The organism is Polynucleobacter sp. MWH-S4W17 (genome assembly GCF_018687535.1).
Classification (GTDB): Bacteria; Pseudomonadota; Gammaproteobacteria; order Burkholderiales; family Burkholderiaceae; genus Polynucleobacter.
Window position 1 is genome coordinate 491829 of the sequence record NZ_CP061295.1, and the last position, 23997, is coordinate 515825.

21 protein-coding genes and 1 tRNA gene are annotated in these 23997 nt (G+C 46.4%); 13 read left to right on the forward strand and 9 right to left on the reverse strand.

Annotated elements, in window-relative coordinates:
• The first annotated feature begins 63 nt into the window (after positions 1–63).
• Entirely contained in the window at positions 64–1323 is a 1260-nt protein-coding gene (gene soxC / locus C2755_RS02715; RefSeq protein WP_215321665.1) for a sulfite dehydrogenase, read from the forward strand.
• Positions 1313–1849, forward strand: a complete 537-nt coding sequence (locus tag C2755_RS02720; protein ID WP_215321666.1) for a c-type cytochrome — start codon at positions 1313–1315, stop codon at positions 1847–1849. The genes soxC and C2755_RS02720 overlap by 11 nt, the downstream gene beginning before the upstream one ends.
• A 14-nt stretch (positions 1850–1863) precedes the next feature.
• Here C2755_RS02720 and C2755_RS02725 read toward each other — a convergent pair whose 3' ends face one another.
• On the reverse strand, positions 1864–2028 hold the full coding sequence (locus tag C2755_RS02725) for a hypothetical protein (protein ID WP_215321667.1): 165 nt from the start codon (positions 2026–2028) through the stop codon (positions 1864–1866).
• Between the two features lie 112 nt (positions 2029–2140).
• Complete coding sequence (locus tag C2755_RS02730; RefSeq protein WP_215321668.1) at positions 2141–2917, reverse strand: ferredoxin--NADP reductase; 777 nt, start codon at positions 2915–2917, stop codon at positions 2141–2143.
• 167 nt (positions 2918–3084) lie between these two features.
• On the opposite strand from C2755_RS02730, the gene C2755_RS02735 reads away from it, so the two are divergent.
• The 3 genes from C2755_RS02735 to C2755_RS02745 all read left to right on the forward strand — a co-directional run bounded on the left by C2755_RS02735 (position 3085) and on the right by C2755_RS02745 (position 6400).
• The gene (locus C2755_RS02735; protein ID WP_215321669.1) at positions 3085–3567 is read left to right on the forward strand and encodes a disulfide bond formation protein B; all 483 of its coding nucleotides are present in this window, start codon (positions 3085–3087) and stop codon (positions 3565–3567) included.
• Positions 3568–3676: 109 nt separating this feature from the next.
• Entirely contained in the window at positions 3677–4648 is a 972-nt protein-coding gene (gene cysK / locus C2755_RS02740; RefSeq protein WP_215321670.1) for a cysteine synthase A, read from the forward strand.
• Positions 4649–4708: 60 nt separating this feature from the next.
• A complete protein-coding gene (locus C2755_RS02745) occupies positions 4709–6400 on the forward strand; it encodes an amidohydrolase (RefSeq protein ID WP_215321671.1) in 1692 nt (563 codons plus the stop codon).
• A gap of 76 nt (positions 6401–6476) precedes the next feature.
• Here C2755_RS02745 and lysS read toward each other — a convergent pair whose 3' ends face one another.
• The 4 genes from lysS to C2755_RS02765 form a co-directional block, all read right to left on the reverse strand.
• Positions 6477–8027, reverse strand: coding sequence for a lysine--tRNA ligase (lysS, locus tag C2755_RS02750; protein ID WP_215321672.1), 1551 nt, complete (start codon positions 8025–8027; stop codon positions 6477–6479).
• Between the two features lie 32 nt (positions 8028–8059).
• Positions 8060–9164, reverse strand: a protein-coding gene (gene prfB, locus C2755_RS02755; protein ID WP_215321673.1) for a peptide chain release factor 2 whose coding sequence is annotated in 2 segments (ribosomal slippage) — positions 8060–9091 and positions 9093–9164 — 1104 coding nt in all. Because the reading frame shifts where the segments join, the coding sequence is not laid out codon by codon here.
• A 34-nt stretch (positions 9165–9198) separates the two neighbouring features.
• On the reverse strand, positions 9199–10959 hold the full coding sequence (gene recJ, locus C2755_RS02760) for a single-stranded-DNA-specific exonuclease RecJ (protein WP_215321674.1): 1761 nt from the start codon (positions 10957–10959) through the stop codon (positions 9199–9201).
• Positions 10960–10977: 18 nt separating this feature from the next.
• Positions 10978–11937 (reverse strand): hypothetical protein, encoded by a 960-nt coding sequence (locus tag C2755_RS02765; RefSeq protein WP_251368519.1) that lies wholly within the window; start codon positions 11935–11937, stop codon positions 10978–10980.
• 67 nt (positions 11938–12004) lie between these two features.
• Here C2755_RS02765 and C2755_RS02770 point away from each other — a divergent pair, with 67 nt between their 5' ends.
• The 5 genes from C2755_RS02770 to C2755_RS02790 are packed head-to-tail and all read left to right on the forward strand — an operon-like array spanning position 12005 to position 17707.
• The gene (locus C2755_RS02770) at positions 12005–13267 is read left to right on the forward strand and encodes a lipoprotein-releasing ABC transporter permease subunit (protein ID WP_215321676.1); all 1263 of its coding nucleotides are present in this window, start codon (positions 12005–12007) and stop codon (positions 13265–13267) included.
• The gene (locus C2755_RS02775; protein ID WP_370624637.1) at positions 13260–13970 is read left to right on the forward strand and encodes an ABC transporter ATP-binding protein; all 711 of its coding nucleotides are present in this window, start codon (positions 13260–13262) and stop codon (positions 13968–13970) included. Before C2755_RS02770 ends, C2755_RS02775 begins: the two co-directional genes overlap by 8 nt.
• Positions 13971–13981: 11 nt before the next feature.
• Positions 13982–14827 (forward strand): TatD family hydrolase, encoded by an 846-nt coding sequence (locus C2755_RS02780; protein ID WP_215321677.1) that lies wholly within the window; start codon positions 13982–13984, stop codon positions 14825–14827.
• A gap of 4 nt (positions 14828–14831) precedes the next feature.
• Positions 14832–17318: a DNA internalization-related competence protein ComEC/Rec2 gene (locus C2755_RS02785; RefSeq protein ID WP_251368520.1), complete on the forward strand. Its 2487-nt coding sequence runs from the start codon at positions 14832–14834 to the stop codon at positions 17316–17318.
• A gap of 17 nt (positions 17319–17335) precedes the next feature.
• Positions 17336–17707, forward strand: a complete 372-nt coding sequence (locus C2755_RS02790) for a glycine zipper family protein (RefSeq protein WP_215321678.1) — start codon at positions 17336–17338, stop codon at positions 17705–17707.
• Positions 17708–17805: 98 nt separating this feature from the next.
• Here C2755_RS02790 and C2755_RS02795 read toward each other — a convergent pair.
• A tRNA-Met gene (locus C2755_RS02795) sits at positions 17806–17882 on the reverse strand.
• A gap of 155 nt (positions 17883–18037) precedes the next feature.
• Between C2755_RS02795 and C2755_RS02800 the strand changes: the two genes are divergently transcribed.
• The 3 genes from C2755_RS02800 to radA are packed head-to-tail and all read left to right on the forward strand — an operon-like array spanning position 18038 to position 21890.
• Positions 18038–19981 carry a potassium transporter Kup gene (locus tag C2755_RS02800; RefSeq protein ID WP_215321679.1) on the forward strand — a complete coding sequence of 648 codons (1944 nt, stop codon included), beginning with the start codon at positions 18038–18040 and terminating at the stop codon, positions 19979–19981.
• Between the two features lie 11 nt (positions 19982–19992).
• On the forward strand, positions 19993–20487 hold the full coding sequence (locus C2755_RS02805; RefSeq protein WP_251368521.1) for a hypothetical protein: 495 nt from the start codon (positions 19993–19995) through the stop codon (positions 20485–20487).
• Positions 20488–20525: 38 nt separating this feature from the next.
• On the forward strand, positions 20526–21890 hold the full coding sequence (gene radA / locus C2755_RS02810; RefSeq protein WP_215321681.1) for a DNA repair protein RadA: 1365 nt from the start codon (positions 20526–20528) through the stop codon (positions 21888–21890).
• A gap of 4 nt (positions 21891–21894) precedes the next feature.
• Here the strand turns inward: radA and prmB are convergent, their stop codons facing one another.
• Both prmB and dapE read right to left on the reverse strand, forming a co-directional pair.
• On the reverse strand, positions 21895–22791 hold the full coding sequence (gene prmB, locus C2755_RS02815) for a 50S ribosomal protein L3 N(5)-glutamine methyltransferase (RefSeq protein WP_215321682.1): 897 nt from the start codon (positions 22789–22791) through the stop codon (positions 21895–21897).
• A 46-nt stretch (positions 22792–22837) separates the two neighbouring features.
• A complete protein-coding gene (gene dapE, locus C2755_RS02820) occupies positions 22838–23989 on the reverse strand; it encodes a succinyl-diaminopimelate desuccinylase (RefSeq protein WP_215321683.1) in 1152 nt (383 codons plus the stop codon).
• Between the last annotated feature and the right edge of the window lie 8 nt (positions 23990–23997).

A 23997-nucleotide genomic window follows, 5' to 3' on the forward strand; every position in this document is an offset into this window, starting at 1 on the left:
CATTGGCTGTATGCTTTAAAAAAATATAAGCTAATCAGTGCGTATAACGGAGGCAAAGCATTTATGTCTAAAAGGGATGTATTTTCTAATCGCCGTCAATTCTTAAAATCATCCGTTGTGGCAGGTGCTAGTGTGGGTGGCGTAATAAGCGCCTCTTCTGCTTCCGCTCAAAATCAAGAGGCTGGTTTTTTAGAAGTAGATCCTTGGACTAAAACCCAAGGATCTACTTTTGTTAACCCCCCTTATGGTTTGCCATCTAAATATGAAAAGAATGTGGTGCGACTTCTTCCTTCGCCAGCGCCAACCTTCCTAACTGGCTCAAGAACCCCTTTGCAGAGTCTGCATGGAATTATTACCCCTAATGGCTTGGTCTTTGAGCGCCACCATGCAGGAGTTCCAGATATTAATCCCGACCTCCATAAGCTCGTAGTTCATGGAATGGTCGATCGTCCAATGATCTTCTCCATGGATGATATTCTTCGGTTTCCATCTGAGTCCAGAGTCTATTTTCTTGAGTGCTCTGGCAACAGTGCGGCCGAGCTCAAAAAGGGTAGCAATCAAACAGTTCAGCAAATTCATGGATTGGTGTCTTGCTGCGAGTGGACTGGTGTTCGTTTATCTACAATTTTGCAAGAGTGTGGTGTGCAATCTGGGGCTAAGTGGGCATTGGCTGAAGGTGCCGATGGCGCAGCGATGACTCGCAGCATTCCAATAAATAAGATGATGGACGATGCCTTATTAGTCTACGCTCAAAATGGTGAGATGTTACGCGCAGAGCAGGGCTATCCTTTGAGATTATTTTTGCCTGGATATGAAGGCAATATGAGTATTAAGTGGCTACGCAGAATTAAATTTGGGACTGAGCCTTGGCAAACCCGTGAAGAAACTGCCGCTTATACCGATTTGCGAGCAGATGGTAAGGCGCTGCAATTTACTTTTGCAATGGAGGTTAAGTCTGTCATTACACAACCCTCAGGGATGATGAAGCTGAAATCTAAAGGTTTTTATGAAATCTCCGGTTTTGCATGGTCTGGTAATGGAAAAATTCGACGTGTTGAGGTTTCAACGGATGGCGGTAATTCGTGGAGAGAGGCAGTATTGCAGGAGCCGGTGATGGATAAATCTCTGGTGCGGTTCCGTTTTCCTTGGGTATGGGATGGTGCCCCAGCAACATTAATGAGTAGGGCAATAGATTCAAGCGGTGAGGTGCAGCCTTCGATGGATGCTGTTATCGCGGCTAAGAGTGCGAATACTTTTTATCACAATAACGCCATACAACCCTGGCGTGTTGCTGCCAATGGAGAGGTTACTAATGGCCGCTAATAAATTTATTAAGCTGAGCCTTTCTTTGATCTCTATTGGCATAGTGCTTGGTTGTGTCAGTGGCAATCATGTGGCTGGCCCGCTAGGTCTTGGTAGGCCAATTTCTGAAAATCAAATTCGGGCATGGGATATCGATATTGATCCAAGTGGATCAGGTTTGCCCCCTGGCTCAGGCACTGCAATTATTGGAGAAAAGTTGTATCAGCAACAGTGCGCATCTTGTCATGGAGATCAAGGGCAGGGTGGGCCGGCTAATCGTCTTGTGGGTGGTGGCGCATTGAATACGGATAAGCCTGTAAAGACTGTGGGAAGTTTTTGGCCTTATTCAACCACTATCTTTGACTATGTCAAAAGAGCGATGCCACATCAAGCGCCACAATCTTTGACCGACGACCAAGTGTATGCAGCTACCGCTTATATTCTTTATCTCAATAAGATCATTGCAAAAGATGCGGTGATGGATGCTAAGACTTTGCCTTTGGTAAAAATGCCCAATAAGGATGGATTCATTCCTGTTGAGCGTTGAATGTTAATGATGTATTAGGCAAAAGAGTTAGAAAACTCTTCCATTTTAATTGTGGTCATTAAAAAGAGAATGCGCCTTTGAAAACTTTTGCGCTCTTCAATTTGGTCATGGGATAGGCGATCATGCTCTCTTAGGAGGCTAGTAATAATTGGGTTGTAGTGTTCGCGTATGGGGGACATCTCAGTTCCTTGGTAAATATCTCGTTATAGACAATGTACCAAGGGGTCTATATATCCACAAGGAATATATGGCGATATCTAAATTACTTATAGATATATAGAAGTGAGTTGATTACTTCTCTACGAAAGCACGTTCATAGACGTAGTCACCCATCTGGCCAAGGCTTGGGGAAACCTTGAACCCCTTGGCATCCAGCATCTCGGAAGTTTCTTTGAGCATGGATGGGCTGCCGCAAATCATGGCGCGATCCACTGCTGGATCGAGTGGCGGAAGGCCAATATCTTTAAAGAGTTGGCCAGATTCAATTGCAGTCGTTAGGCGACCAGTGTGTTTGAATGCTTCGCGTGTCACTGTTGGGTAGTAGATCAGTTTTTCACGAATGAGTTCACCCAAGAATTCATCTTTAGTGAGTTCGTCGCGGATGTAATCAGCATAAGCTAATTCACTGACTAGACGAACACCGTGAATGAGAACAACCTTCTCAAACTTTTCGTATGTTTCTGGATCGCGAATGATGCTCATAAACGGAGCTAAGCCGGTGCCGGTACTAAATAGGTAGAGATGTTTTCCTGGATTTAGATCATCCAATACCAAAGTACCAACAGACTTTTCGCTTACTAGGATTGGATCTCCAACTTGAATCTTTTGTAGTCGTGATGTCAATGGACCATCTTGAACTTTAATACTCAAAAATTCTAAATGCTCTTCATAGTTCGGGCTGGCAACGCTATAGGCACGCACCAAAGGTTTGCCTTCAACCTCTAGACCAATCATCAAGAAGTGGCCGCTTCTAAAGCGCAGGCCTTTATTGCGGGTGGTCGTAAAGCTAAAGAGGGTGTCGTTCCAATGGTGAACGGTGAGAACGGTTTCGGTATTGTATGCGGCCATAAATGCGTATGAATTGGTAGATAGCAAAAGGATAATTATCCCATTCTTGAGGCTCTAATTTGAGGTTAAACCCCCAAAAATAGGACTCAGTAGTGATATAGATCAGACTTTTAGTAATAAAGCGCTAGTTTAAAGATGTTCAGTAGCTCATTGACTATCATCTAGTAATGAAAAGAACTCAGTACCTATTCCTGTCTATTTTTAGTTTGAGCTTGGTGATATTTGCTGTCATTTTGCAGCAGGTTGGATACAAAAATGTCAATTTTTTGCCCTGCCCTTTATGTGTTTTGCAGAGGATTGGCTATCTTGGGGTCGCTATTTCATGCCTATTAGCAGCCGGCATTCCAATATTGAGAAAGTTATTTCATGGCTTAGCCATGCTTGCTGCGGGGTATGGTGTGGCGGTAGCTGGCCATCATGTATGGCTTTTATCTCACCCTGCCGAATCTTGTGGAATAGATCCCTTGGAGCTATGGATCAACCAGTTGCAGGTGGCTAATAAGCTGCCTTGGCTATTTAAGGCCGATGGATTGTGCTCTGCAAAGCTCCCGGCAATTCTTGGTCTGCAAGTTCCAGAGTGGTCTTTGGTTTGGTTCGCGATATTGCTGCTGGTTTTGCTAATCACCTTCTTTAAGAAGTCACGAGCTTAATATTCAATAGAATTATTAGTGCTTAACTAATAACTATGCCTTCTTTTACAAGTATTGTTTTAACTCTTAAGATCTCTATCAAGCTCATTTTTTGTAACAAGGAATCCTGATGACTTACTTTACCGATAACTCCCAAACCATTGGCAAGACGCCGTTAGTTCGTTTAAATCGCGTAACCGATGGTGCTAAAGCAACTGTGCTTGCCAAAATTGAGGGTCGCAATCCGGCTTATTCGGTGAAGTGTCGTATCGGTGTGGCCATGATTAATGATGCGCAAGAACAAGGTATTTTGGGGCCTGGTAAAGAGTTGGTTGAGCCAACTAGCGGCAATACTGGCATTGCTTTGGCTTTTGTAGCGGCATCTCGCGGCATCCCTTTGACATTGACCATGCCGGAGACCATGAGTATTGAGCGCCGCAAGTTGCTTACGGCTTTGGGTGCCAAGATTGTCCTGACCGAAGGTCCTAAAGGCATGAATGGCGCGGTTGCTAAGGCTAAAGAGATTGCAGAGTCAGACCCCAAATACGTCTTACTACAGCAATTTAGTAATCCCTCGAATCCAGCGATTCATGAAAAGACCACTGGCCCAGAAATCTGGGAAGATACTGATGGCAAGATTGATGTGTTTGTAGCGGGTGTTGGAACTGGCGGAACAATCTCCGGTGTCGCTCGTTACATCAAGAACACTAAGAAAAAGAATATTGAGGTAGTCGCGGTTGAACCCACCTCAAGTCCAGTCATTACACAAAAACTCAATGGTGAAGAAATTAAACCAGCCCCTCATAAGATTCAGGGTATTGGCGCAGGCTTTATTCCGGACAACCTGGATTTATCAGTGGTCGATAAAGTTGAGCAAGTCAGCAACGAGGAAGCCATTGAATTTGCCCGTCGCATCGCCAAAGAGGAGGGTATCTTGGTAGGCATCTCTTGTGGTGCCGCAGCTGCAGTTGCGGTTCGTTTGGCCAAGAGGCCTGAATACGAAGGAAAAACCATCGTGGTTGTTCTGCCCGATACCGCGGAGCGTTACTTAAGCTCAGCATTATTTGAAGGCGTGTTTGATGAAAAAGGTTTGCCTACCTAAGTCGCTCACTCAGTATTGCTTTTAGTAGGCTCTTTAGTCTAAATGGTTTATAAAGAGCTTATGAAAAATACTTATAAGTTTCTTGCTCTCTTTTTAGCTACATTTTCATTAGCTTCCACCGCTAATGTTACTGCGCCCACCGTGTACTTCAACGGCGATATCCTCACGATGGAGGGCGATACCCCTAAGTATGTTGAAGCCCTTGTTGTCAAAGACAACAAGATTGCCTTCACCGGCGACATGCGCGAAGCATTGACTCAGGCTGGATCTAATGCCGCTCTACAAGATTTGAAAGGGCACACCCTATTACCTGGCTTTATTGATACTTGGGGCCACTTTGCATTAATTGCCCAAGATACGCTCGGCGTCAATCTTGCCTACTTCTCTAGAAATCCTCCGCAGACTAGAGCCCAGTTAATTAACAGGCTGCGTTCAGAGGCGAAAGTATTTAATGGTTGGATTGTTGGTACAGGTTACGCTGAAGCAATGCTTTCTGATGGTGGATTAACAATCGCGGATCTTGATGTAGCATTTCCAAACCAAGCGGTGTTGCTGGAGAATATCTCTACGCTGACTGGCATGGTGAATTCTGCTGGCCTAAAGAAGTTAGGAATTACAAAAGCCACTAAAGCTGTATCTGGGTTTATTCCGGTGGACCCTAAAACTGGTCAACTCACAGGTGAATTGATTGGCATGCCTTATTTGGAGGCGGTTGCTAAAGCGGTTGGTAAGTATTCACAAGAGCTGACGTTTGAAACTTACCGCAAAGCTGAGAAGATCTATGTCTCCAATGGTTTTACAACGGCACAAAGTTACGAAGCCAGTATTGCGGATATGCACAATATGCGCTTAGCTATCGATAGAAAAATTGTCACTATCGATTTAATTGCTTTACCAACTTTCGATATCGTCGATCAAATGTTGGCTTCTAATCCAAATACCCAGTTTGGCGTTTATAGCCACGGAGATGGAGGATTTAAAGTTGCCGGAATTCAGGTGCCAACGGATGGAGCGCCGCAACTGCGTTTGGCCTACTTTACCAAGCCCTATCTTGATACCACAGGCTTTCCAAAAGATTGGCGTGGCTTTGCCTACTACCCACAAGCCTTGTTTGATAAGTACACCAAGATGGCTTACGAGAAAAATATTCAATACTTTGGATATAGCAATGGTGATGCTGGCATTGATATGACTCTAGCTGCTTTAAGTAAAACGATTGCGGAGACTGGTATTACAGAAGATCGTCGTACCGTGATTGCACATTCGTTTTTTGCACGCGATGATCAGTTAGATGACTACAAGAAGAAAAATATTATGGCAGTGATGATGCCAAACGATACCTGGTTGTATGGCGATGTTTATAACAAGGTCTTAGGCGGTGAAAGAGCGGCTAATTTAAGCCCTGCGAATAGCGCTAATGCAAAAGGCATAACACTTGCTCTGCATAATGACACTCCTTCGTCCGGCCCGAATGTGCTCTTTTCAGTTTGGAGTGCCGTGAACCGTAAGACATTCTCTGGTGCAGTGTTGGGGCCTGAACAGCGGATTACTCCGTATTTGGCTCTACAGGGCTTTACTCGCAATGCAGCCTATCAATATAAGGAGGAGCTCAGCAAGGGATCGCTAGCACCAGGAAAGCTGGCTGATTTAGTAATTCTTGATCAAAACCCCTTAAAGGTTGCGCCAGATGATATTAAGAATATACAGGTCCTTAAAACCATTAAAGGCGGCGTTGAGGTCTATGGCAATTAAGTGATTGCTTGTATGGCAGTAAAAAAGAAGTTAAAAAAAGAGAGGTAGTTGCCTCTCTTTTTCTTTGCTGAAGAATTTATTCTTCTTCGCGCCGCAAGTGCGGAAATAGAATCACATCGCGAATATTAGGTGCATCCGTCAGTAGCATAACTAAACGATCGATGCCAATACCACAACCACCAGTTGGAGGCATGCCGTACTCGAGGGCGCGGATGAAGTCATGGTCAAAGTACATGGCTTCTTCATCACCAGCTTCTTTTTGTTCTACTTGCTTACGGAAGCGGTTCGCTTGATCTTCAGCATCATTTAACTCAGAGAAGCCATTGGCAATTTCACGGCCGGTAATAAAGAGTTCGAAGCGTTCAGTGATGCCTGGGCGGGTATCGGATTCTCTGGCGAGTGGGCTGACTTCAATTGGGTAATCAATGATGTAAGTTGGCTCCCAAAGATGTTCCTCAGCAACTAATTCAAATAAAGCAAGTTGAAGTGCGCCGATACCTGCATTCTTGAGGGTTGGGGCGTCTGGGTTCTCACCACCTTTTTTCAATTCAGCGCGAATGAAGTTGATGTCATCCAACTGAGATGCATCATAGTCTTTGCCTGACTGGCCACAGTATTTGAGGATGGCCTCAGTAATAGTTAGGCGTTGGAATGGTTTGCTCAGATCAAGTTCGCGACCTTGGTGAGTTAGTACAGCAGTGCCTTGGGCATCTATTGCTGCTGCACGAATTAAGCCTTCTGTGAAGTCCATTAACCAGCGATAGTCTGTATATGCCGCATAGAATTCCATCATGGTGAATTCAGGGTTATGACGTGGGCTTACGCCTTCGTTACGGAAGTTGCGGTTGATTTCAAAGACACGCTCAAAGCCTCCGACTACCAAACGCTTGAGGTAAAGCTCTGGAGCAATACGCAAGAACATTTGCATGTCGAGTGCATTGTGGTGAGTAATGAAGGGCTTCGCTGCTGCACCACCAGGGATAGGGTGGAGCATTGGTGTCTCTACTTCCATGAAGTCGGCATCTAACATATGGCGACGTAAAGATGCGATTGCATTACTACGTGCTTTAAATGTATTGCGACTTTCTGGGTTCACAATGAGGTCTACATAGCGCTGGCGGTATTTAGTCTCTAGGTCTGAGAGGCCGTGAAACTTATCAGGCAGCGGACGCAGTGATTTACTGAGTAAGCGTAAGTTGCTGCACTCAACAGACAATTCACCTTTATTGGTCTTAAAGAGATTGCCTTCAGCAGAGATAAAGTCTCCCATATCCCAATGCTTGAAAGCACCATGAATGTCGGCACCGCTGAGCTCATCATTGATGTAGAACTGAATCTGTCCACTGCGATCTTGAATGGTGGCAAAGCTGGCTTTACCCATCACGCGTTTGAGAACCATGCGTCCGGCTACTTTGACATGAACTTTCTTGGCGGCTAATTCTTCTTTAGCCAGACTGTCGTAATGAGCATGTAAATCAGCCGCTAAATGAGTAGGAACAAAGTCATTCGGAAATGCAACACCACCAGCACGTAGCTTGGCCAGTTTTTCACGACGCTCCGCAATGATGTGATTTTCATCAACTACTTCAGTAGCTGGGGCAGTATCTAAATGGGTTTTATCGTTCATATCTATAGTGGTGCAGTAATGGGTGTTAGTTATTACACGCCTTGTTTTAGGCTGGCTTCAATAAAGGCATCGAGATCGCCATCTAATACTTTTTGAGTGTTGGAGATTTCGACGTTAGTGCGTAAGTCTTTAATGCGGCTTTGGTCAAGGACGTAGGAGCGGATTTGATGTCCCCAACCCACATCGGTCTTGCTGGCTTCTAACTTATCTTGTTCGGCACGGCGCTTTTGCATCTCATGTTCGTAGAGGCGAGACTTCAGCATGCTCATCGCTTCAGCGCGATTGCGATGCTGACTACGGTCGTTCTGACACTGCACCACAATTCCCGTTGGTATGTGGGTTAAGCGGACGGCTGAGTCTGTTTTATTAATGTGCTGACCACCCGCACCAGAGGCGCGGTAGGTGTCAGTGCGGATATCGGCAGGGTTAACGTCGATCTCAATCGAGTCATCAATCTCTGGATACACGTAGATAGAGGCAAACGAAGTATGACGACCGTTAGAGGAGTCAAAGGGGGATTTGCGCACCAAACGATGCACGCCAGTTTCAGAGCGAAGATGTCCGTATGCGTATTCACCATCGACTTTAATCGTCGCACTCTTAATGCCTGCAACATCACCATCAGACTCTTCGAGAATTTCTGTTTTGTAACCCTTACGCTCGCAATACTTGAGGTATTGACGATAGAGCATGCTAGCCCAATCACAGGCTTCAGTACCACCAGCTCCAGCTTGAATATCGATAAAGCAATTACATGAATCCATCTCGTTGTGGAACATGCGGCGGAACTCTAGATCACCGATAGTCTTGCTATAGCTCTCAACATCTTTCTCAATAGCGCCGATTGTTTCAAAATCGCTTTCCTCTTTGGCCATATCAAACAGTTCAAGCGCGCTAGTAATATTGGTATTGAGATCGGTAAGAGTCGCCACTACGCCATCAAGCAATTTCTTTTCTTTGCCCAGTGCTTGTGCTTTCTTTTGATCATCCCAAATGGTGGGATCTTCCAGAATGGAGTTAACTTCGGTAAGACGACGTGACTTTACTTCGAAGTCAAAGATACCCCCGAAGAGCTTGCTCACGGGTGAGCAGATCGGACAAGGTATTCGAAATAGTATTTAGTTGTTCAGCTTCCATCCCTTGATTATAAGGGGGTTATTGCCTTCGACCCTTAGGTGCTGGTCGCCTCATCATAGGCTTCAATCATGATCTGTACTCGGGCTTGACCCTGATACCGGTCAGTGACAAGGCGATAGGCTAATTTGGCTTTAGCGGGCAGGCTTTGAGTGCGGTTAAACCAAACAGCGGTGAGTGGTTTGCCAGTCGGCTTGGGTTCAGAGCCGCTAATAGGGCGAACCATCAGTCGTAAATGCTTTTCTTTCATGAGGCTTTGCTGGGTAATCTCGAATTCCCCATAGAAAACGGGCTGAGGGAAGCCCTGACCCCAGATCTCTTCAGCAAGTAGATCACCAATCTCAGGGGTAAATTCAGAGAGCTCCAACGTGCCATCGTGGGCATGGCGACGCTCTAGTAACTCATCCGTTAATAGGCTACTTGCTACCTCCTGAAAGCACGCATCAAACTTTTCAAAATCACTTTTTCGAATCGTCAAGCCTGCTGCCATCGCATGACCGCCAAACTTCAAAATCAGTCCGGACTCTTTTTTAGAAACAAGATCTAAGGCATCTCTCAAGTGAAAGCCTGTCAGTGAACGACCGGAGCCACGTAATTCTTCACCGGTGCTGCCATCGGCAGGAGCAAACACAATCGCTGGGCGATTAAAACGCTCCTTCAGTCGTGAAGCCACAATGCCAACAACTCCCTGATGCCATTCGGGATTCCATAAACAAATGCTAGAGCGCTCAGTCATAGTGCCATCAAGTTGATCTTCTGCAAGATGAGAGAGGGCAGTTTCTTGCATCCCCGTTTCAATCACGCGGCGTTCGCGATTAATGCGATCGAGTTCATGCGCAAGATTAAGAGCCTCATCTATATTGTCAGTGAGGAGCAAGCGGATGCCTAAAGTCATATCCGCTAGACGCCCAGCAGCATTGAGTCTGGGGCCGATGGCAAAGCCTAGGTCAAAGGTATTCGCTTTACGTGGATCTCGTGTTGCCGCCTGAAATAGAGCCTGAACGCCTGGCTGGGATATCCCAGCGCGGATACGCTTCAAGCCATTAGAAACTAATACTCGATTGTTGCGATCGAGTTGTGCTACGTCAGCAACTGTTCCTAAGGCAACAAGGTCGAGGAGGTTTTCTACTTTAGGTTGAGTTTCATTGGTGAATTTTCCGCGCTTGCGAAGTTCAGCGCGTAATGCCACCAGCATATAAAACATCACGCCAACACCAGCAAGAGCTTTGCTTGGAAAGCTGCAACCTGGTTGGTTGGGATTAACAATTGCCAGCGCCTTCGGTAAGTTATCTCCAGGTAGATGATGGTCGGTCACAATCACTTCCATACCTAATTCACGAGCACGATCAACGCCAGCCTCACTAGCAATGCCGTTATCGACAGTGATCAGGTATTTCGGTTTAGGCGTTTGCTGTGCTGCTAACTCAACAACCTCAGGCGTGAGGCCATACCCCATTGTAAAGCGGTTCGGAACCAGAAACTGAATTGGGGTGTCAGGTCCGCCGAGCATGCGTAGGCCCCGCAGGCCAACAGCACAAGCGGTTGCGCCATCACAGTCATAGTCTGCGACGATCAGCATAGGCTCTTTTTTCTCAAGGATATCAGCGAGTAAAGAGGCGGTACTGATGCAATTCTTTAGTTCAACTGGTGAAATCAGTTGTTTTAAATCGAGCGAGAGTTCTTCTGGAGATTGCAGGCCTCGAGCGGCATAGAGTCTAGCCAGTAGTGGGTGTAAGCCACTCTGCGCTAACCAGGTAGCAGTGCGTTCTGAGAAAGGACGTTGTGAAAATAAGCTCATATGAAATTCATGCGTAACTCATGACTGACTAATTTCCTTCCAAGTCAGAGGCTCTGCTTTTTTCCAGAAGGCCCAAGATCTTTTATTGAGATCTGTAGCGGTGAAAATACGTTCACGAACTTTACCCTTGGGAAAGTCAATGATGACAACCTCATCTAATTGCTTGCTATGCAGTGCTGCGCTTAACAGTGGCCAATCAGTTTCCGGTTGATCAAGCCAGGCAAATGAACCAACCAAAGATTTCTCATCTACAACGATTTCGTGTGGAAGGTTTAATAGCCTTGATAGACCAGCCAGTATAGGGTGTGAGCCGATGAGGCGCTGCGATTGTTTTAATAGTACAGGCGCTTGAACATCATTGAGCTTACCGATACCGCTAATCCAGATTGAGTTGATGCTGGGCATGCCACGTTGTCCGCGCTCTTCATTGACGGGGCCGATATGCCAAAGCATTTGGATTTCATTTTGCAGTTTGCGCCATCGTTTCGCGATGCCTTCTTCTTGAGTATCACGCGGCATCCACCAATCAATATTTCGGCCATGAGCTTGATCCACGCTGTAACTTGCTAGGCTAGAAAATGGGCCGGCAGGAACAAACCAATAATGCTGGTTATGAAAAAGTACGGAACCCTGAAAATCTTCTTCAATAAAAGGTAGCGCTGCTTGCAGAAGCTCGGCTGACTCTTCCGGGGTCAGATCAATCTGGTTTTGACCCATCAAAATGAGGTGATCTCGGGTGGCATGCAGATGAACGGGCTGTAAGCAGGCAATGACTTCGTTTGGGTTGACTGTTTGATTGAATTGACCGAGCAGTAAGACTGGTGCAAGAGGGAGTAATTCTCCGAGCAAAAAGCGCTCATGAGGGAGTCCCTTGTGGGGGCTATCTCTACTTTCGAGCTCATCCAAGGCATCTTCCCCTGAAAGCATCAGGGTGAAGCGGCGTAGCGGGGCCTTGGGGGAGGTGAAATTCGCAGTCATTCCCCTGATTTTAGGTGGCATTTAAGTATTCCATCAGTTTGTCCGCGCGATTCACTAAACTGTGGCTATGTTGAGACTTCCTATTGAGCTAGAAATTGGCCTGCGATACACCCGATCCAAGCGTCGTAAGACCGTGGGAAAGCGCGATGGTTTCCTATCCTTTATCTCTGGGATTTCTACTGCTGGTATCGCTTTAGGGGTTGCTGCGCTGATTGTGGTTCTTTCGGTGATGAATGGTTTCCAAAAGGAAGTACGTGATCGCATGTTGTCGGTGCTATCTCATGTGGAAATTACTGCTCCTGATGGTTTGGCAAATTGGGAGCCACTGGCGCTGAAGGTTGCAACTCAACCACACGTTATTGGTGTGGCACCCATGGTGAGTTCGCAAGGTTTATTGACTCGCGAAGGGGTAATGCGCGGCGTTGCTATTCGTGGCATCTTGCCTAGCGAAGAAGGTAAGGTTTCGGATTTACCAAAACAATTTGTTACCGGCAATATTGATGATCTAAAGCCCGGTAGTTTTGGTGTTGCTCTGGGCGCACAACTTGCAGCCATAGTTGGTGCACATGTCGGCGATCGTATTAATTTAATTGTTCCTGAAAGTGATTTAACTCCAGCAGGTGCTATGCCGCGGATGCGTACTTTGCAGGTAGTCGGCATTGTTGATAGCGGTCATTATGAATACGATAGCTCTCTAGCCATCATGCATTGGAAGGATGCTGCTGCCTTGTTACGCCTACATGATCCATCTGGTCTGCGCGTCAAGGTGGATGATATGCAGCGGGCCCCAGAAGTCGCTAATGAGTTAGCAGCGATTGTTCCTCAGGCGCTTTGGGTCACTGATTGGTCAAGATCTAACCGAAATTGGTTTGCAGCAGTTCAGACTGAAAGAAAGATGATGTTCATCATTCTGACTTTAATTATTGCCGTAGCCGCATTTAATTTGGTGTCCACCTTAGTCATGACGGTGAACGAGAAGCAAGCTGACATTGCCATTCTGAGAACTATGGGTGCAAGCCCTGGACTCATTCAAAGAATATTCTTAATTCAGGGATTGGCGATTGGTCTTTTAGGCTCTTTGGTTGGTGTTGCATTAGGTCTGTTGATTGCGCTGAATATTGATGTCATCGTGCCGGTCATTGAGGCCATTTTCCATGTGCAGTTCTTGCCGCGTGAGGTGTATTTCATTAGCGAATTACCTTCTGATGTTAGGGCAAGTGATGTGCTGACAGTGGGGTTAATGGCATTTGGTCTTTCTGTATTAGCGACCCTTTACCCAAGTCGTCGTGCTGCCAAGGTCCAGCCTGCGGAGGCCCTGCGTTATGAGTAATTCAGCTATGAGTGATTTAAATACCTTAGTGCTGAAGGCCAGGGGCTTAGCTAAGACCTATGGTCAAGGACCCACTGGCGTAGAGGTATTAAAAGCGATTGATTTGGATATTTCTACATCGGAGAAGGTGGCTATTGTCGGTTCTTCAGGTTCTGGCAAGAGCACCTTGCTTCACTTATTGGGTGGTTTAGATACTCCAAGCGCTGGCTCCGTCATGTTGGCTGGTTCTAACTTAAATAACTTATCAGTGAAGAAGTTAGATCAGCTGCGTAACCATAGTCTTGGGTTTATTTATCAATTCCATCATCTCTTAGATGAATTCAGTGCTGCAGAGAATGTGGCTTTGCCTTTGCGTATTCGTGGCCTTAGTAATGATGAGTCAATGGATCGCGCTAGCAAGATGCTTAAAGCGGTTGGCTTGGCTGCACGTGAACTCCACACTCCAGGTGAATTATCTGGAGGAGAACGTCAACGTGTGGCGGTAGCTCGTGCCTTGGTTGGTAACCCCGCTTGCGTTCTGGCGGATGAGCCAACAGGCAATCTCGATACCGAGACTGCAGACGGCGTATTTGATTTGATGTTGAACATCGCTCGAGATCAAGGCACAGCCTTTGTGATTGTGACGCATGACCCGGTGCGCGCCAAGCGTTGTGATCGGATCTTGCATTTAGAGCGTGGAGTATTAAAGCCATTCTCAGTGTGAGTGGACATCCCATGTGGATCGATACCCATTGCCATCTAGATGCCCCTGAGTTTGCGGATTCATTGCCGACAATTATTCAGGCGGCTACTGAAAAAAACGTTGCAGCAATACTGTTGCCTGCTGTGAAGGTGGCTGACTGTACTCATGTTAGAGAGTTAGCCCATCAATATAGTCAAGAAATCCCAGGTTTGGTTTATACCCTAGGAATACACCCGCTCTATACCAATCAAGCCCAAGAGGGCGACATTGAAACACTTGAGAAAAGAATTGTCGAATCCCTATCTGATCCTCGCTTTGTGGGTGTCGGTGAAATTGGTTTGGATTATTTTGTAGAGGATTTAGACCCTCATAAGCAGGAGTTCTTTTTCAATGCGCAATTGGATTTGGCTCAGAAATATCAATTGCCCGTAATTCTGCATGTGCGTCGCTCTCAGGATACGATTCTGAAGGCTTTACGTCGCCGCAATATCCCTGGCGGAATAGCGCATGCTTTTAATGGCAGCTTTCAGCAGGCCGAGCAATTTATTGAACTCGGATTTAAATTGGGATTTGGAGGAGCCGCGACGTATGAGCGCGCTTTACAAATCCGCAGACTTTTAAAAGAGTTGCCGCTTGACAGTATTGTGACTGAAACAGATTCTCCCGACATCCCGCCGGCATGGCTTAGGGGGGAGGGCACTGCTTTTAATGAGCCCGCCTTTCTGCCGCGGATTGCAAAAGAACTCGCCTTAGTTAGGGGTGTAAGTGACGCTGAATTTACTTCGGCGGTATGGGCTAATGCAATGCAAGTGTTGCCACGCTGGTCTGCCCTCTGCGCAGGTATTCCTCAGCTCTCAAGTCTCAACTTAGCCTCTTAATTACTTGCGATTAGCTATTACGGCATTCATCGCCGGGGGATTACTCCTTTTGCTTTTGCCGCAATTGCCAGAATATTGGCTCATTTCCTGCATTACTTTTAGCGTAGTTTGTTTGCTGACAATCCTGCTTTCTAATCAAGGATCTCTTCTTAAGAAATTTGCAGTGATTGGCCTGCTATTTGTAGTGGGGTTTGCATGGAATGCTTTGTATGCTGAAAATCGCTTAAAGAATGTTCTCGCCACAGAGTTGGAGGGCAAAGAGTTAACGCTCAAGGGAAGAGTTGTAGCATTGCCGCAAAGTAATTCATCGGGTGCCAAGTTTGCCTTTGAGGTCGATGAGGCCTTCTCTGGAAAAGAAGCCCTGAATCACTTTCCAGAGAGAATCTATTTGAGTTGGCAGCCTGCCTGGAGAAATCCTCAAGCAATTCCAGAGGTAATTCCTGGGCAGCGCTGGAAGATCATGGCAAAGCTAAAGCGTCCTTATGGTTCCTTAAATCAACATACCTTTGATTTTGAGCGTTGGTCTTTTCATCAAGACTTTGGAGCTAGTGGATCAGTAAGGTCTGGGGAGTTATTGCTGGATAAAGATATCTTTTGGACAGAGCTTGAGTTACGTATGGAGCTTGCTAGATGGCATCTGCGAAAAAAGATTCAGTCTATGCTGCCGGATGATGCAAGGTATGTCGGTGTTTTGATTGCTTTGGTAATGGGTGATCAGAACGCCATCGATCAAGATGACTGGCAAGTATTTAATGCAACGGGCATTGGGCATCTCATCTCTATATCTGGGCTTCATGTAACTATGTTGGCGGGTGTTGGTGCTTCATGTGCTGCATTTATATGGCGTAGACGCACTTGGCCTCTGATTGCTCCAGTCAGCAAGGTAGCGGCAGTAGCGGGATTTGTAACTGCGTTTATCTATGCGTGGTTGGCGGGCTTTCAGATTCCAGCGCAAAGAACGATGTATATGGTTGGGGTGGTGGCATTTGCGTTATGGACTGGCCGAAATCCACGTTCTTTTGATATCTGGTGGTGGGCCCTGGCATTCGTGTTGCTCATTGATCCTATGGCGCCCTACACACCAGGCTTTTGGTTATCTTTCGGTGCAGTGGCTGCCATACTCTATGCCATGGGGGATTCGTCTGGTTTATTGGGCATCCCTACGGGTAAAGAATTAGAAACGCATTGGATGTATCGCATCGGGCAAGCCCTTCGTGAGGCATGTCGTGTCCAAGCCGTTGTCACACTGGCGCTGCTGCCATTGACTTTGTATTGGTTTTACCAAATTTCAATTGTTTCACCATTGGCAAATGCGTTTGCTATTCCGCTGGTAAGTTATATCGTGACTCCGCTGGCAATTGCCGGCGCCTTACTTCCGGAATTTATCGGCCGCTGGCTCTTATTGCCGGCGCATGCATCCATGGAATATCTTGCAGTCATCTTGGAGTGGATGGCGAGCTGGAGTTGGTCTGTGGCTTGGTCAAAGCAGCCTGAGTGGTGGATGCTGGTGATTGCTGGATGCGGAATTGTGTATGCAATTCGACCTGGTCCGATTGGTGAAACGTGGAAAGGTCGATTGCTTGGCGTCTGTTTATCTGGCCCCTTATTTTTTTGGCCAAGCCAATTATTTGGAGATGCCTCTCGCGCTCAAGGAGAGTTTAGGGCTAGCGTTTTTGATATTGGTCAGGGCACAGCAGTTCTCATCGAAACCGCTAATAGAAAATTGTTATACGACACAGGGCCTATTCAAGGCAAGAAAGATGATGCAGGTCAGAGAGTGATTCTCCCCTATTTACGTGGCAAGGGAATTAATCACATTGATCTGATGGTAATTAGTCATAGCGATAGTGATCATATTGGTGGGGCTGCAACACTTCTGAAGAGTATTCAATTTGATTTGATGATGGGATCTTTACCCAGCGCTAATCCACTACTTCAAAATTTATATAAAAGAAAGATTCCAGCCCTTCCCTGTCGCTTCGGTCAGAGCTGGAAATGGGACGGTGTCGAGTTTGTCATCTGGCACCCTCATGAAGAGACAGTATTTACTGATCAATATCCTGGGAAGCCTAACGAAATGAGTTGTGTGCTTGAGGTACGCAATCAACAAAGCTCGCTTTGGTTAACAGGCGATGTTGAAAAGCAAGGTGAAGCAGAAATTACCGAGCGCTTAGATGAAAAAATGTTGCATGAAATTGGCGATAGAGAATTAATTTTTATGGCACCACATCATGGCAGCAAAACCTCCTCTTCCTTGGCGCTCCTTCAAAGATTGGAGCCTCATCAGGCTTTTGCACAAAATGGCTATCGCAATCGTTATGGGCATCCACATCCAGATGTCACGGCACGCTATCAAGGCTTGGGGATTCCTTTTCATCAAACCCCGAAAACAGGTGCCCAGACTTGGCTATTTAAAAGTAATTCAAAATCTTCGACACAGTTTTTGCGGCATGATATAAAACGGATATGGCATCGATCGATGTCAAATTGAGTAAGAGGATTCTGCTGATGAATAAGTTACTTGTCCTATGTTCTCTGGTGGTTGCTGTGACATTTGGATGCGCTGGTGCGAATGTTCGCCCCCTCGTAGATATGAAGGGCGTCAATGAGGCTACTTATGAGAGCGATTTAAAAGACTGTCAAAATTATGCTCAACAACAATCAGGAATGGGTTCTACAGCCGCCAAAGGAGCTGGTGCTGGCGCGGTAGTCGGTGGTCTGCTGGGATTGGTTACTGGCGGCAACGGATCAGGAATTGCGCAGGCTGCTGGAGCTGGCGCCGTAATTGGTGGCGCAGGTGGTGCGTTTAGTGGAAACCAAGCTCAAGAGGCTGTTGTGAAGAGGTGTTTGAGTGGTCGCGGTTACAAGGTTTTGAACTAAAGCCACCCTGAAATAGCTAAAAAGCTCGAGTAATCGGGTTTTTTTATGCCCAGAAAAGCAAAAAGCCCTTAAAGATTAAGGGCTTAGTACGTAAATTTTGGTTGCGGGGGCAGGATTTGAACCTACGACCTTCGGGTTATGAGCCCGACGAGCTGCCAGACTGCTCCACCCCGCGTCTGAAGCTGAAATTCTACCATTTTTTGGGGGTCCCTGTCGAGATATTCCTGTAAATAACGCATAAATAAGGCGTTTTATCGAAGAAATTCTCGTTTTAATCGCTGCCGGCAAGGAGTAACATATTGCCACGCAACATCACGCCAAGGTTTAATAATGTCAGTTAGCAATCCTGAGTTTTCAGAATCATCCTTATTGCGGCCTGTAGAGATTTCTCGAGAGGATCATCCTCACAAAAAAGGTGCCTCGATCTCCCTTATGTTCGCGGCTATCGGCGTTGTCTTCGGCGACATTGGTACAAGCCCCTTATATGCGTTAAAAGAATGTTTTAGTCCCGAGCATGGCATTCCGTTTTCTGCAGATGCTGTGTATGGCGTGATCTCGATGGTATTTTGGGCTTTTGCGATTGTGGTCTCGCTGAAGTATGTTTTATTCGTGATGCGTGCAAACAATCATGGCGAGGGCGGTATTTTGGCGCTTATGGCTTTGGCATTGAGAACTGTAAAGACTGGCTCAAAGCGTTCCTTGGTAATCATCATGGCTGGCGTCTTTGGGGCCTGTATGTTTTATGGTGATGCCATCATTACCCCAGCAATTTCTGTGCTTTCTGCTGTTGAAGGTCTTGAGGTGATATCCAGTGATTTAACGCGTTATGTCATACCGATCACTATTTTTATTCTAGTCGTCCTGTTTTTTATTCAGAAGACCGGAACCGATTTAGTTGGCAAACTTTTTGGCCCGATCATGATGGTCTGGTTTATTGCTATCGGATTGATGGGGGTGCATCAGGTTATTCAAAACCCAGCTATTTTTGCTGCCATTAATCCTCTTTTTGCTATTCGATTCTTGATCGAACATTCATTGCAAGGCTTTATTGTTTTGGGAGCGGTCTTCCTGGTATTGACTGGTGCTGAAGCTTTATATGCCGACATGGGTCACTTTGGACTCAAGCCTATTCGTATGGGTTGGTTCTTCATTGTTATGCCTTGCTTGCTCCTGAATTACTTTGGTCAGGGCGCCATGTTTTTGAACAACCCAGAGACGATTACCAACCCATTCTTTTTGATGGTTCCCGAATTCCTGGTATTTCCTTTGGTGATATTGGCCACTGCTGCAACTGTGATTGCTTCGCAAGCGGTGATTTCTGGTGCGTTCTCAATGACCAGCCAAGCAATCCTTTTGGGCTTTGTCCCACGTATGAAAGTGCGTCACACCTCTGATAGAGAAATTGGTCAGATCTATATGCCCTTGGTGAACTGGGCTTTGTTGATTCTAGTGATCGCCGTGGTTTTAGCATTTAAGAAATCTGAAAATTTGGCGGCTGCATACGGTATCGCTGTTACAACTACGATGATCGTAACCACCTTCTTGGCCGCTATTGTGATGCGTGTTGTGTGGCGTTGGAATACTCTATTGGTAACTTTAGTTATTAGTGCTTTTTTGGTCGTGGATTTAGCTTTCTTAACTGCTAATCTCTTAAAAATTATGGAAGGCGGCTGGTTCCCGCTGCTACTCGGTGCCGCATGCTTCTTATTGCTGATGACTTGGTATCAAGGTCGCAAGATTTTGCGTCACAACGCAATGAATAATGGTATTGAACTGAAGAGTTTTATTGAGGCTTTGATGAAACATCCTCCGCATCGTGTAGAGGGCACTGCTGTTTTCTTGACGGCGCACGTGGATTACGTACCAGTTTCTTTCCTGCATAACCTAAAACATAACCATGTACTCCATGAGAGAGTATTTTTCTTAAAGGTCAGTATTTGGGATGTGCCGTACGTAAAAGACAGTGAGCGTATTACCTTGCGCGATCTTGGTAATGGCATTTATGTTGTTCGTGCGGTTTATGGTTTCAATGAAACTCCAGACATGGGTCAAATCATTGAATTAATCGAGAAGAGTTCTGGATTGAATTTTGATTTGATGAATACCTCATTCTTCTTATCGCGTGACACGATAGTTTCTACTGAGATACCGGGTATGGCTATGTGGCGTGAAAGATTATTTTGCTGGATGTATCAGAATGCCGGTCGCCAGTCAGACTTCTTCAAAATTCCTGCAAACCGTTTGGTTGAGATGGGTGCGAAGGTCGAGATTTGAGAAAGAGTCTTTTGCTCCAATCAAAAATATTGATTTCAATATTTTTATTGGCTTCTGCACTGAACGGTGTTGTATTGGCCACTCCTGCAGAAGAGGCTGACCTCGATCAGTTGAATAAGATTGAGCAAGAGCTTGAGGTGCAGCGTGACTGGGCTAAATATCGCTGGGGCAAAGCATCCTCTGAGTGCTACCAGAATTACTGGGTTAACTCTTGCTTGAGAAGTGCTCGCGCAGACTATCGCAAGGAAATCGATCCGATTCGTGAGCAAGAGGTGGCTTTGCATGAAGTGCAACGTAAGCTTCGTGATAGTTTAAAGACTCAAGAAGACGCTAAGCGTGCTGCTGAGAGGGCCTCGCCTGAAAAAGCGGCTGAAAGAGCAGCCAATCAACGTGAGTTTGAGCAAAAGCAAAAAGATGCTGCAGCCAGAGCGGCTGATCTAGAGCAACGACGTAAGGATGCCCCTAAGCGCGCACAAGAAAATAAAGCGGGCACTCAGCTCGATTAATTTCGATTTAATTATTTTTATATTTCATTAGGCAACTCTTGGCTAAAGTCAAATCGGTTTATATCTGTCAGTCTTGTGGTGGTACCTCTGCTAAGTGGCAGGGCCAGTGCCCATCTTGCCAGGCTTGGAATACTTTGGAAGAGGGTCTGCCAGAAACAACATCTAATTCTCGCTTCCAGGGCTTGGCGCAATCTCTTCCAAGACAAAAGTTATCCGCTATTAGTGCTGAAGACCTACCGAGATTTAGCACAGGCGTTGAAGAGTTTGATCGCGTTCTAGGTGGTGGCTTGGTTCCTGGTGGCGTGGTACTTTTGGGTGGCGATCCTGGTATTGGTAAATCTACCTTGCTACTCCAGGCATTAGCAGAGATGAGTTCTGCGGGCATGAATGTGCTCTATAGCAGCGGCGAAGAATCCGCTGCGCAGATTGCTCTGCGTGCAAAGCGTATTGCTTTAGATGCACCTCAGCTTGAAGTGTTGGCGGAGATTCAGCTGGAAAAACTGATTTCGATTATGGATACCGTGAAGCCGCAAGTATTGGTAGTGGATTCGATTCAGACTTTGTATTCAGAGGTGTTAAGTTCAGCTCCTGGCTCTGTTGCGCAGGTTCGTGAGTGTGCGGCGCAGCTCACTAGGGCCGCTAAATCAAGTGGTATCTGTGTGCTGATGGTCGGGCACGTTACCAAGGATGGTCATCTTGCTGGTCCTAGGGTCTTAGAGCACATTGTCGATACCGTTTTGTATTTTGAGGGTGATACACATTCCTCTTTTCGCTTAGTGCGTTCAATTAAGAATCGTTTTGGCGCAGTCAATGAGCTGGGCGTATTTGCAATGACTGAAAAAGGTCTGCGCGGTGTAACTAATCCATCAGCAATTTTTCTGTCACAACATGAGCAAATGGTTCCGGGCGCTTGTGTATTGGTGACCCAAGAGGGTAGTAGACCTTTGCTGGTAGAGATTCAGGCTTTAGTAGATACGGCGCATGTGCCTAATCCCCGTCGTTTAGCGGTTGGCTTGGAGCAAGCTCGTTTAGCGATGCTCTTGGCGGTACTGCATCGTCATGCTGGCGTCGCTTGTTTTGATCAAGATGTTTTCTTAAATGCGGTAGGTGGCGTCAAGATTTCTGAGCCGGCCGCTGACTTAGCCGTTCTTCTGGCGATTCAGTCTTCGATTCGCAATCGCGCATTGCCAAAAGAGTTGATTGTCTTTGGTGAAGTAGGTTTGGCTGGTGAGATTCGTCCTTGTCCTCGTGGTCAAGAGCGCTTGAAAGAAGCTGCTAAATTAGGCTTCACTGTTGCCATTATTCCAAAAGCAAATATGCCCAAGACCAAGATTCCGGGATTGAAAGTAATTCCAGTCGAGCGAATTGATCAAGCCATTGCTGCGGCTGCTGAGCTGAGTTAATTCCCTAGCGTAAGTCTTCCGCTTGAATTAATAAGACTTGCTCTTCTCCTGCGGAGACTTCCATCCAGATTGCTGGAATTTGTGGGAAAGCTTTTTTGAAATGCTCATACTCATTACCAATCTCGAGCAAAATAGCGCCGCGCTCAGATAGGTAATCGGGTGCTGAAGCAATAATTCGCCTGATGATGTCCATCCCATCCTCTCCACCAGCTAAAGCCAATTCTGGTTCCGCGTGATATTCAGTAGGAAGCGCATTCATCGAAGCGGCGTTTACATATGGTGGGTTACAAATAATGAGATCAAAGAGGTTATCTTCATTAGGCTCTGGTAGGGCATCCCACAGATCGCCATCTAATAGCTCTACTTGAGAGCTGAGACCGTGACGATCTAAGTTACGGGCAGCCACAGAGAGTGCGGGCATGCTGATATCGCATGCACTTACATGAATATCCGGGCATGACAGAGCTAAGAGGATTGCCAGCGAACCGTTGCCAGTACAAAGATCAAGCGCCTTGCCATCAGCTGGCAGCCAGGTCTCTAGTGAGCCATTTACGATAAGCTCTGCAATCCAGGAACGCGGCACAATACTTTGCTCGCTGCAGAAAAAAGGCACACCCATGAGCCATGCTTCACCTAAGATGTAGGCAAGTGGTTTGCGTGTCGAGATTCTGATATCGGCAATAGCGGATGCTTTTTGCTGTTGCTCATCAGAGATTGAATCATCTAGATGATCTAAAGCTTCTGCTGGACTGAGATTGAGCTGCTTGCTCACAATCCACAAGGCTTCACTTTGGGCATCAATTGCCCCGTGGCCATAATGTAAGTTTGCTGCTTCGAGCATTTGTGCGATCTGATTAACGCACTGGTTTACTGTGACGTGTTGCTGAGACTCAGGATCCATGATGGAGGGGTTCTTTAGAAGAAAAGGCAGGTGCGCAATTAATCGATCAAGCGATTAATTGTTCGAGTGTCTTGCGATAGATATTTTTGAGTGGCACCACATCATCAACAATAACGCACTCATCGATCTTGTGACTAGTCGCATTGAGGGGGCCAAACTCCACTACCTCTTTGCAAATCTTGGCGATAAAGCGGCCGTCACTAGTCCCACCAGTAGTAGAGAGTTCTGTATCAATATTCACTTCTGCTTTGATAGACTTGCGTAATGCTCCAGCCAGGTCACCATCACCAGTGATGAACGGGCTACCGCCCAATACCCAGTCAATCTCAAATTCAAGACCCGCATCTTTCAGAATCTTTTCTAGACGCTCACGCAATTGCTCTGGCTTACTCTCAGTAGAGAAGCGGAAATTAAAGTCGATCACCAACTCACCAGGAATCACGTTATTAGCACCGGTGCCAGCATGCACGTTGGAGATCTGAAAGCTGGTGGGTTGGAAGTATTGATTACCTTTGTCCCACTCGGTTTCTACTAATGCAGAAATCGCTGGTGCCGACAGATGAATTGGATTTTTGCCGAGGTGAGGGTAGGCGATATGCGCCTGAATACCCTTCACTTTAAGTTTGCCCGAAAGGGATCCACGGCGACCATTCTTAATCATGTCGCCAAGCTTATCCACTGAAGTAGGCTCACCAATAACGCAGTAATCCAAACGCTGACCTTGTTTTTGCAAGCGATCGCACATAATGACTGTGCCATCGTTAGCAGGACCCTCTTCATCGCTTGTAATTAAGAACGCAATAGTGCCCTGATGATCTGGGTGTGTAGTGACAAATTCTTCTGTAGCGACCACAAAGCCTGCGAGGGATGTTTTCATATCCGCTGCACCACGGCCATAGAGCATGCCGTCACGAATGGTTGGGGTAAAAGGATTATTTGTCCACTTCTCCAATGGGCCGGTGGGCACCACGTCGGTATGCCCAGCAAATACTAATACCTTGCCTTGATCACCAGACTTACCTTTTTTAATGGCCCACAAGTTGGTTACCTGGAAGTTTTCAGGACCACTCACCACGCTTTCAGTATGAAAGCCAATCGCTTGGAGGCGTTTAGCAATTAAGTCTTGGCAGCCACCATCGGCCGGAGTTACGGAATGGCAGGCGATGAGAGCTTCGGTGAGCTCAAGTGTGGCGCTCATGGATTTAA

What these genes read in the sequence shown, in the direction of transcription:
- soxC (WP_215321665.1), top strand. Translation starts at nt 64, where the DNA reads ATGTCTAAAAGGGATGTATTTTCTAATCGCCGTCAATTCTTAAAATCA.
- C2755_RS02720 (WP_215321666.1), top strand. Translation starts at nt 1,313, where the DNA reads ATGGCCGCTAATAAATTTATTAAGCTGAGCCTTTCTTTGATCTCTATT.
- C2755_RS02725 (WP_215321667.1), bottom strand. Translation starts at nt 2,028, where the DNA reads ATGTCCCCCATACGCGAACACTACAACCCAATTATTACTAGCCTCCTA.
- C2755_RS02730 (WP_215321668.1), bottom strand. Translation starts at nt 2,917, where the DNA reads ATGGCCGCATACAATACCGAAACCGTTCTCACCGTTCACCATTGGAAC.
- C2755_RS02735 (WP_215321669.1), top strand. Translation starts at nt 3,085, where the DNA reads ATGAAAAGAACTCAGTACCTATTCCTGTCTATTTTTAGTTTGAGCTTG.
- cysK (WP_215321670.1), top strand. Translation starts at nt 3,677, where the DNA reads ATGACTTACTTTACCGATAACTCCCAAACCATTGGCAAGACGCCGTTA.
- C2755_RS02745 (WP_215321671.1), top strand. Translation starts at nt 4,709, where the DNA reads ATGAAAAATACTTATAAGTTTCTTGCTCTCTTTTTAGCTACATTTTCA.
- lysS (WP_215321672.1), bottom strand. Translation starts at nt 8,027, where the DNA reads ATGAACGATAAAACCCATTTAGATACTGCCCCAGCTACTGAAGTAGTT.
- recJ (WP_215321674.1), bottom strand. Translation starts at nt 10,959, where the DNA reads ATGAGCTTATTTTCACAACGTCCTTTCTCAGAACGCACTGCTACCTGG.
- C2755_RS02765 (WP_251368519.1), bottom strand. Translation starts at nt 11,937, where the DNA reads ATGACTGCGAATTTCACCTCCCCCAAGGCCCCGCTACGCCGCTTCACC.
- C2755_RS02770 (WP_215321676.1), top strand. Translation starts at nt 12,005, where the DNA reads ATGTTGAGACTTCCTATTGAGCTAGAAATTGGCCTGCGATACACCCGA.
- C2755_RS02775 (WP_370624637.1), top strand. Translation starts at nt 13,260, where the DNA reads ATGAGTAATTCAGCTATGAGTGATTTAAATACCTTAGTGCTGAAGGCC.
- C2755_RS02780 (WP_215321677.1), top strand. Translation starts at nt 13,982, where the DNA reads ATGTGGATCGATACCCATTGCCATCTAGATGCCCCTGAGTTTGCGGAT.
- C2755_RS02790 (WP_215321678.1), top strand. Translation starts at nt 17,336, where the DNA reads ATGAATAAGTTACTTGTCCTATGTTCTCTGGTGGTTGCTGTGACATTT.
- C2755_RS02800 (WP_215321679.1), top strand. Translation starts at nt 18,038, where the DNA reads ATGTCAGTTAGCAATCCTGAGTTTTCAGAATCATCCTTATTGCGGCCT.
- prmB (WP_215321682.1), bottom strand. Translation starts at nt 22,791, where the DNA reads ATGGATCCTGAGTCTCAGCAACACGTCACAGTAAACCAGTGCGTTAAT.
- dapE (WP_215321683.1), bottom strand. Translation starts at nt 23,989, where the DNA reads ATGAGCGCCACACTTGAGCTCACCGAAGCTCTCATCGCCTGCCATTCC.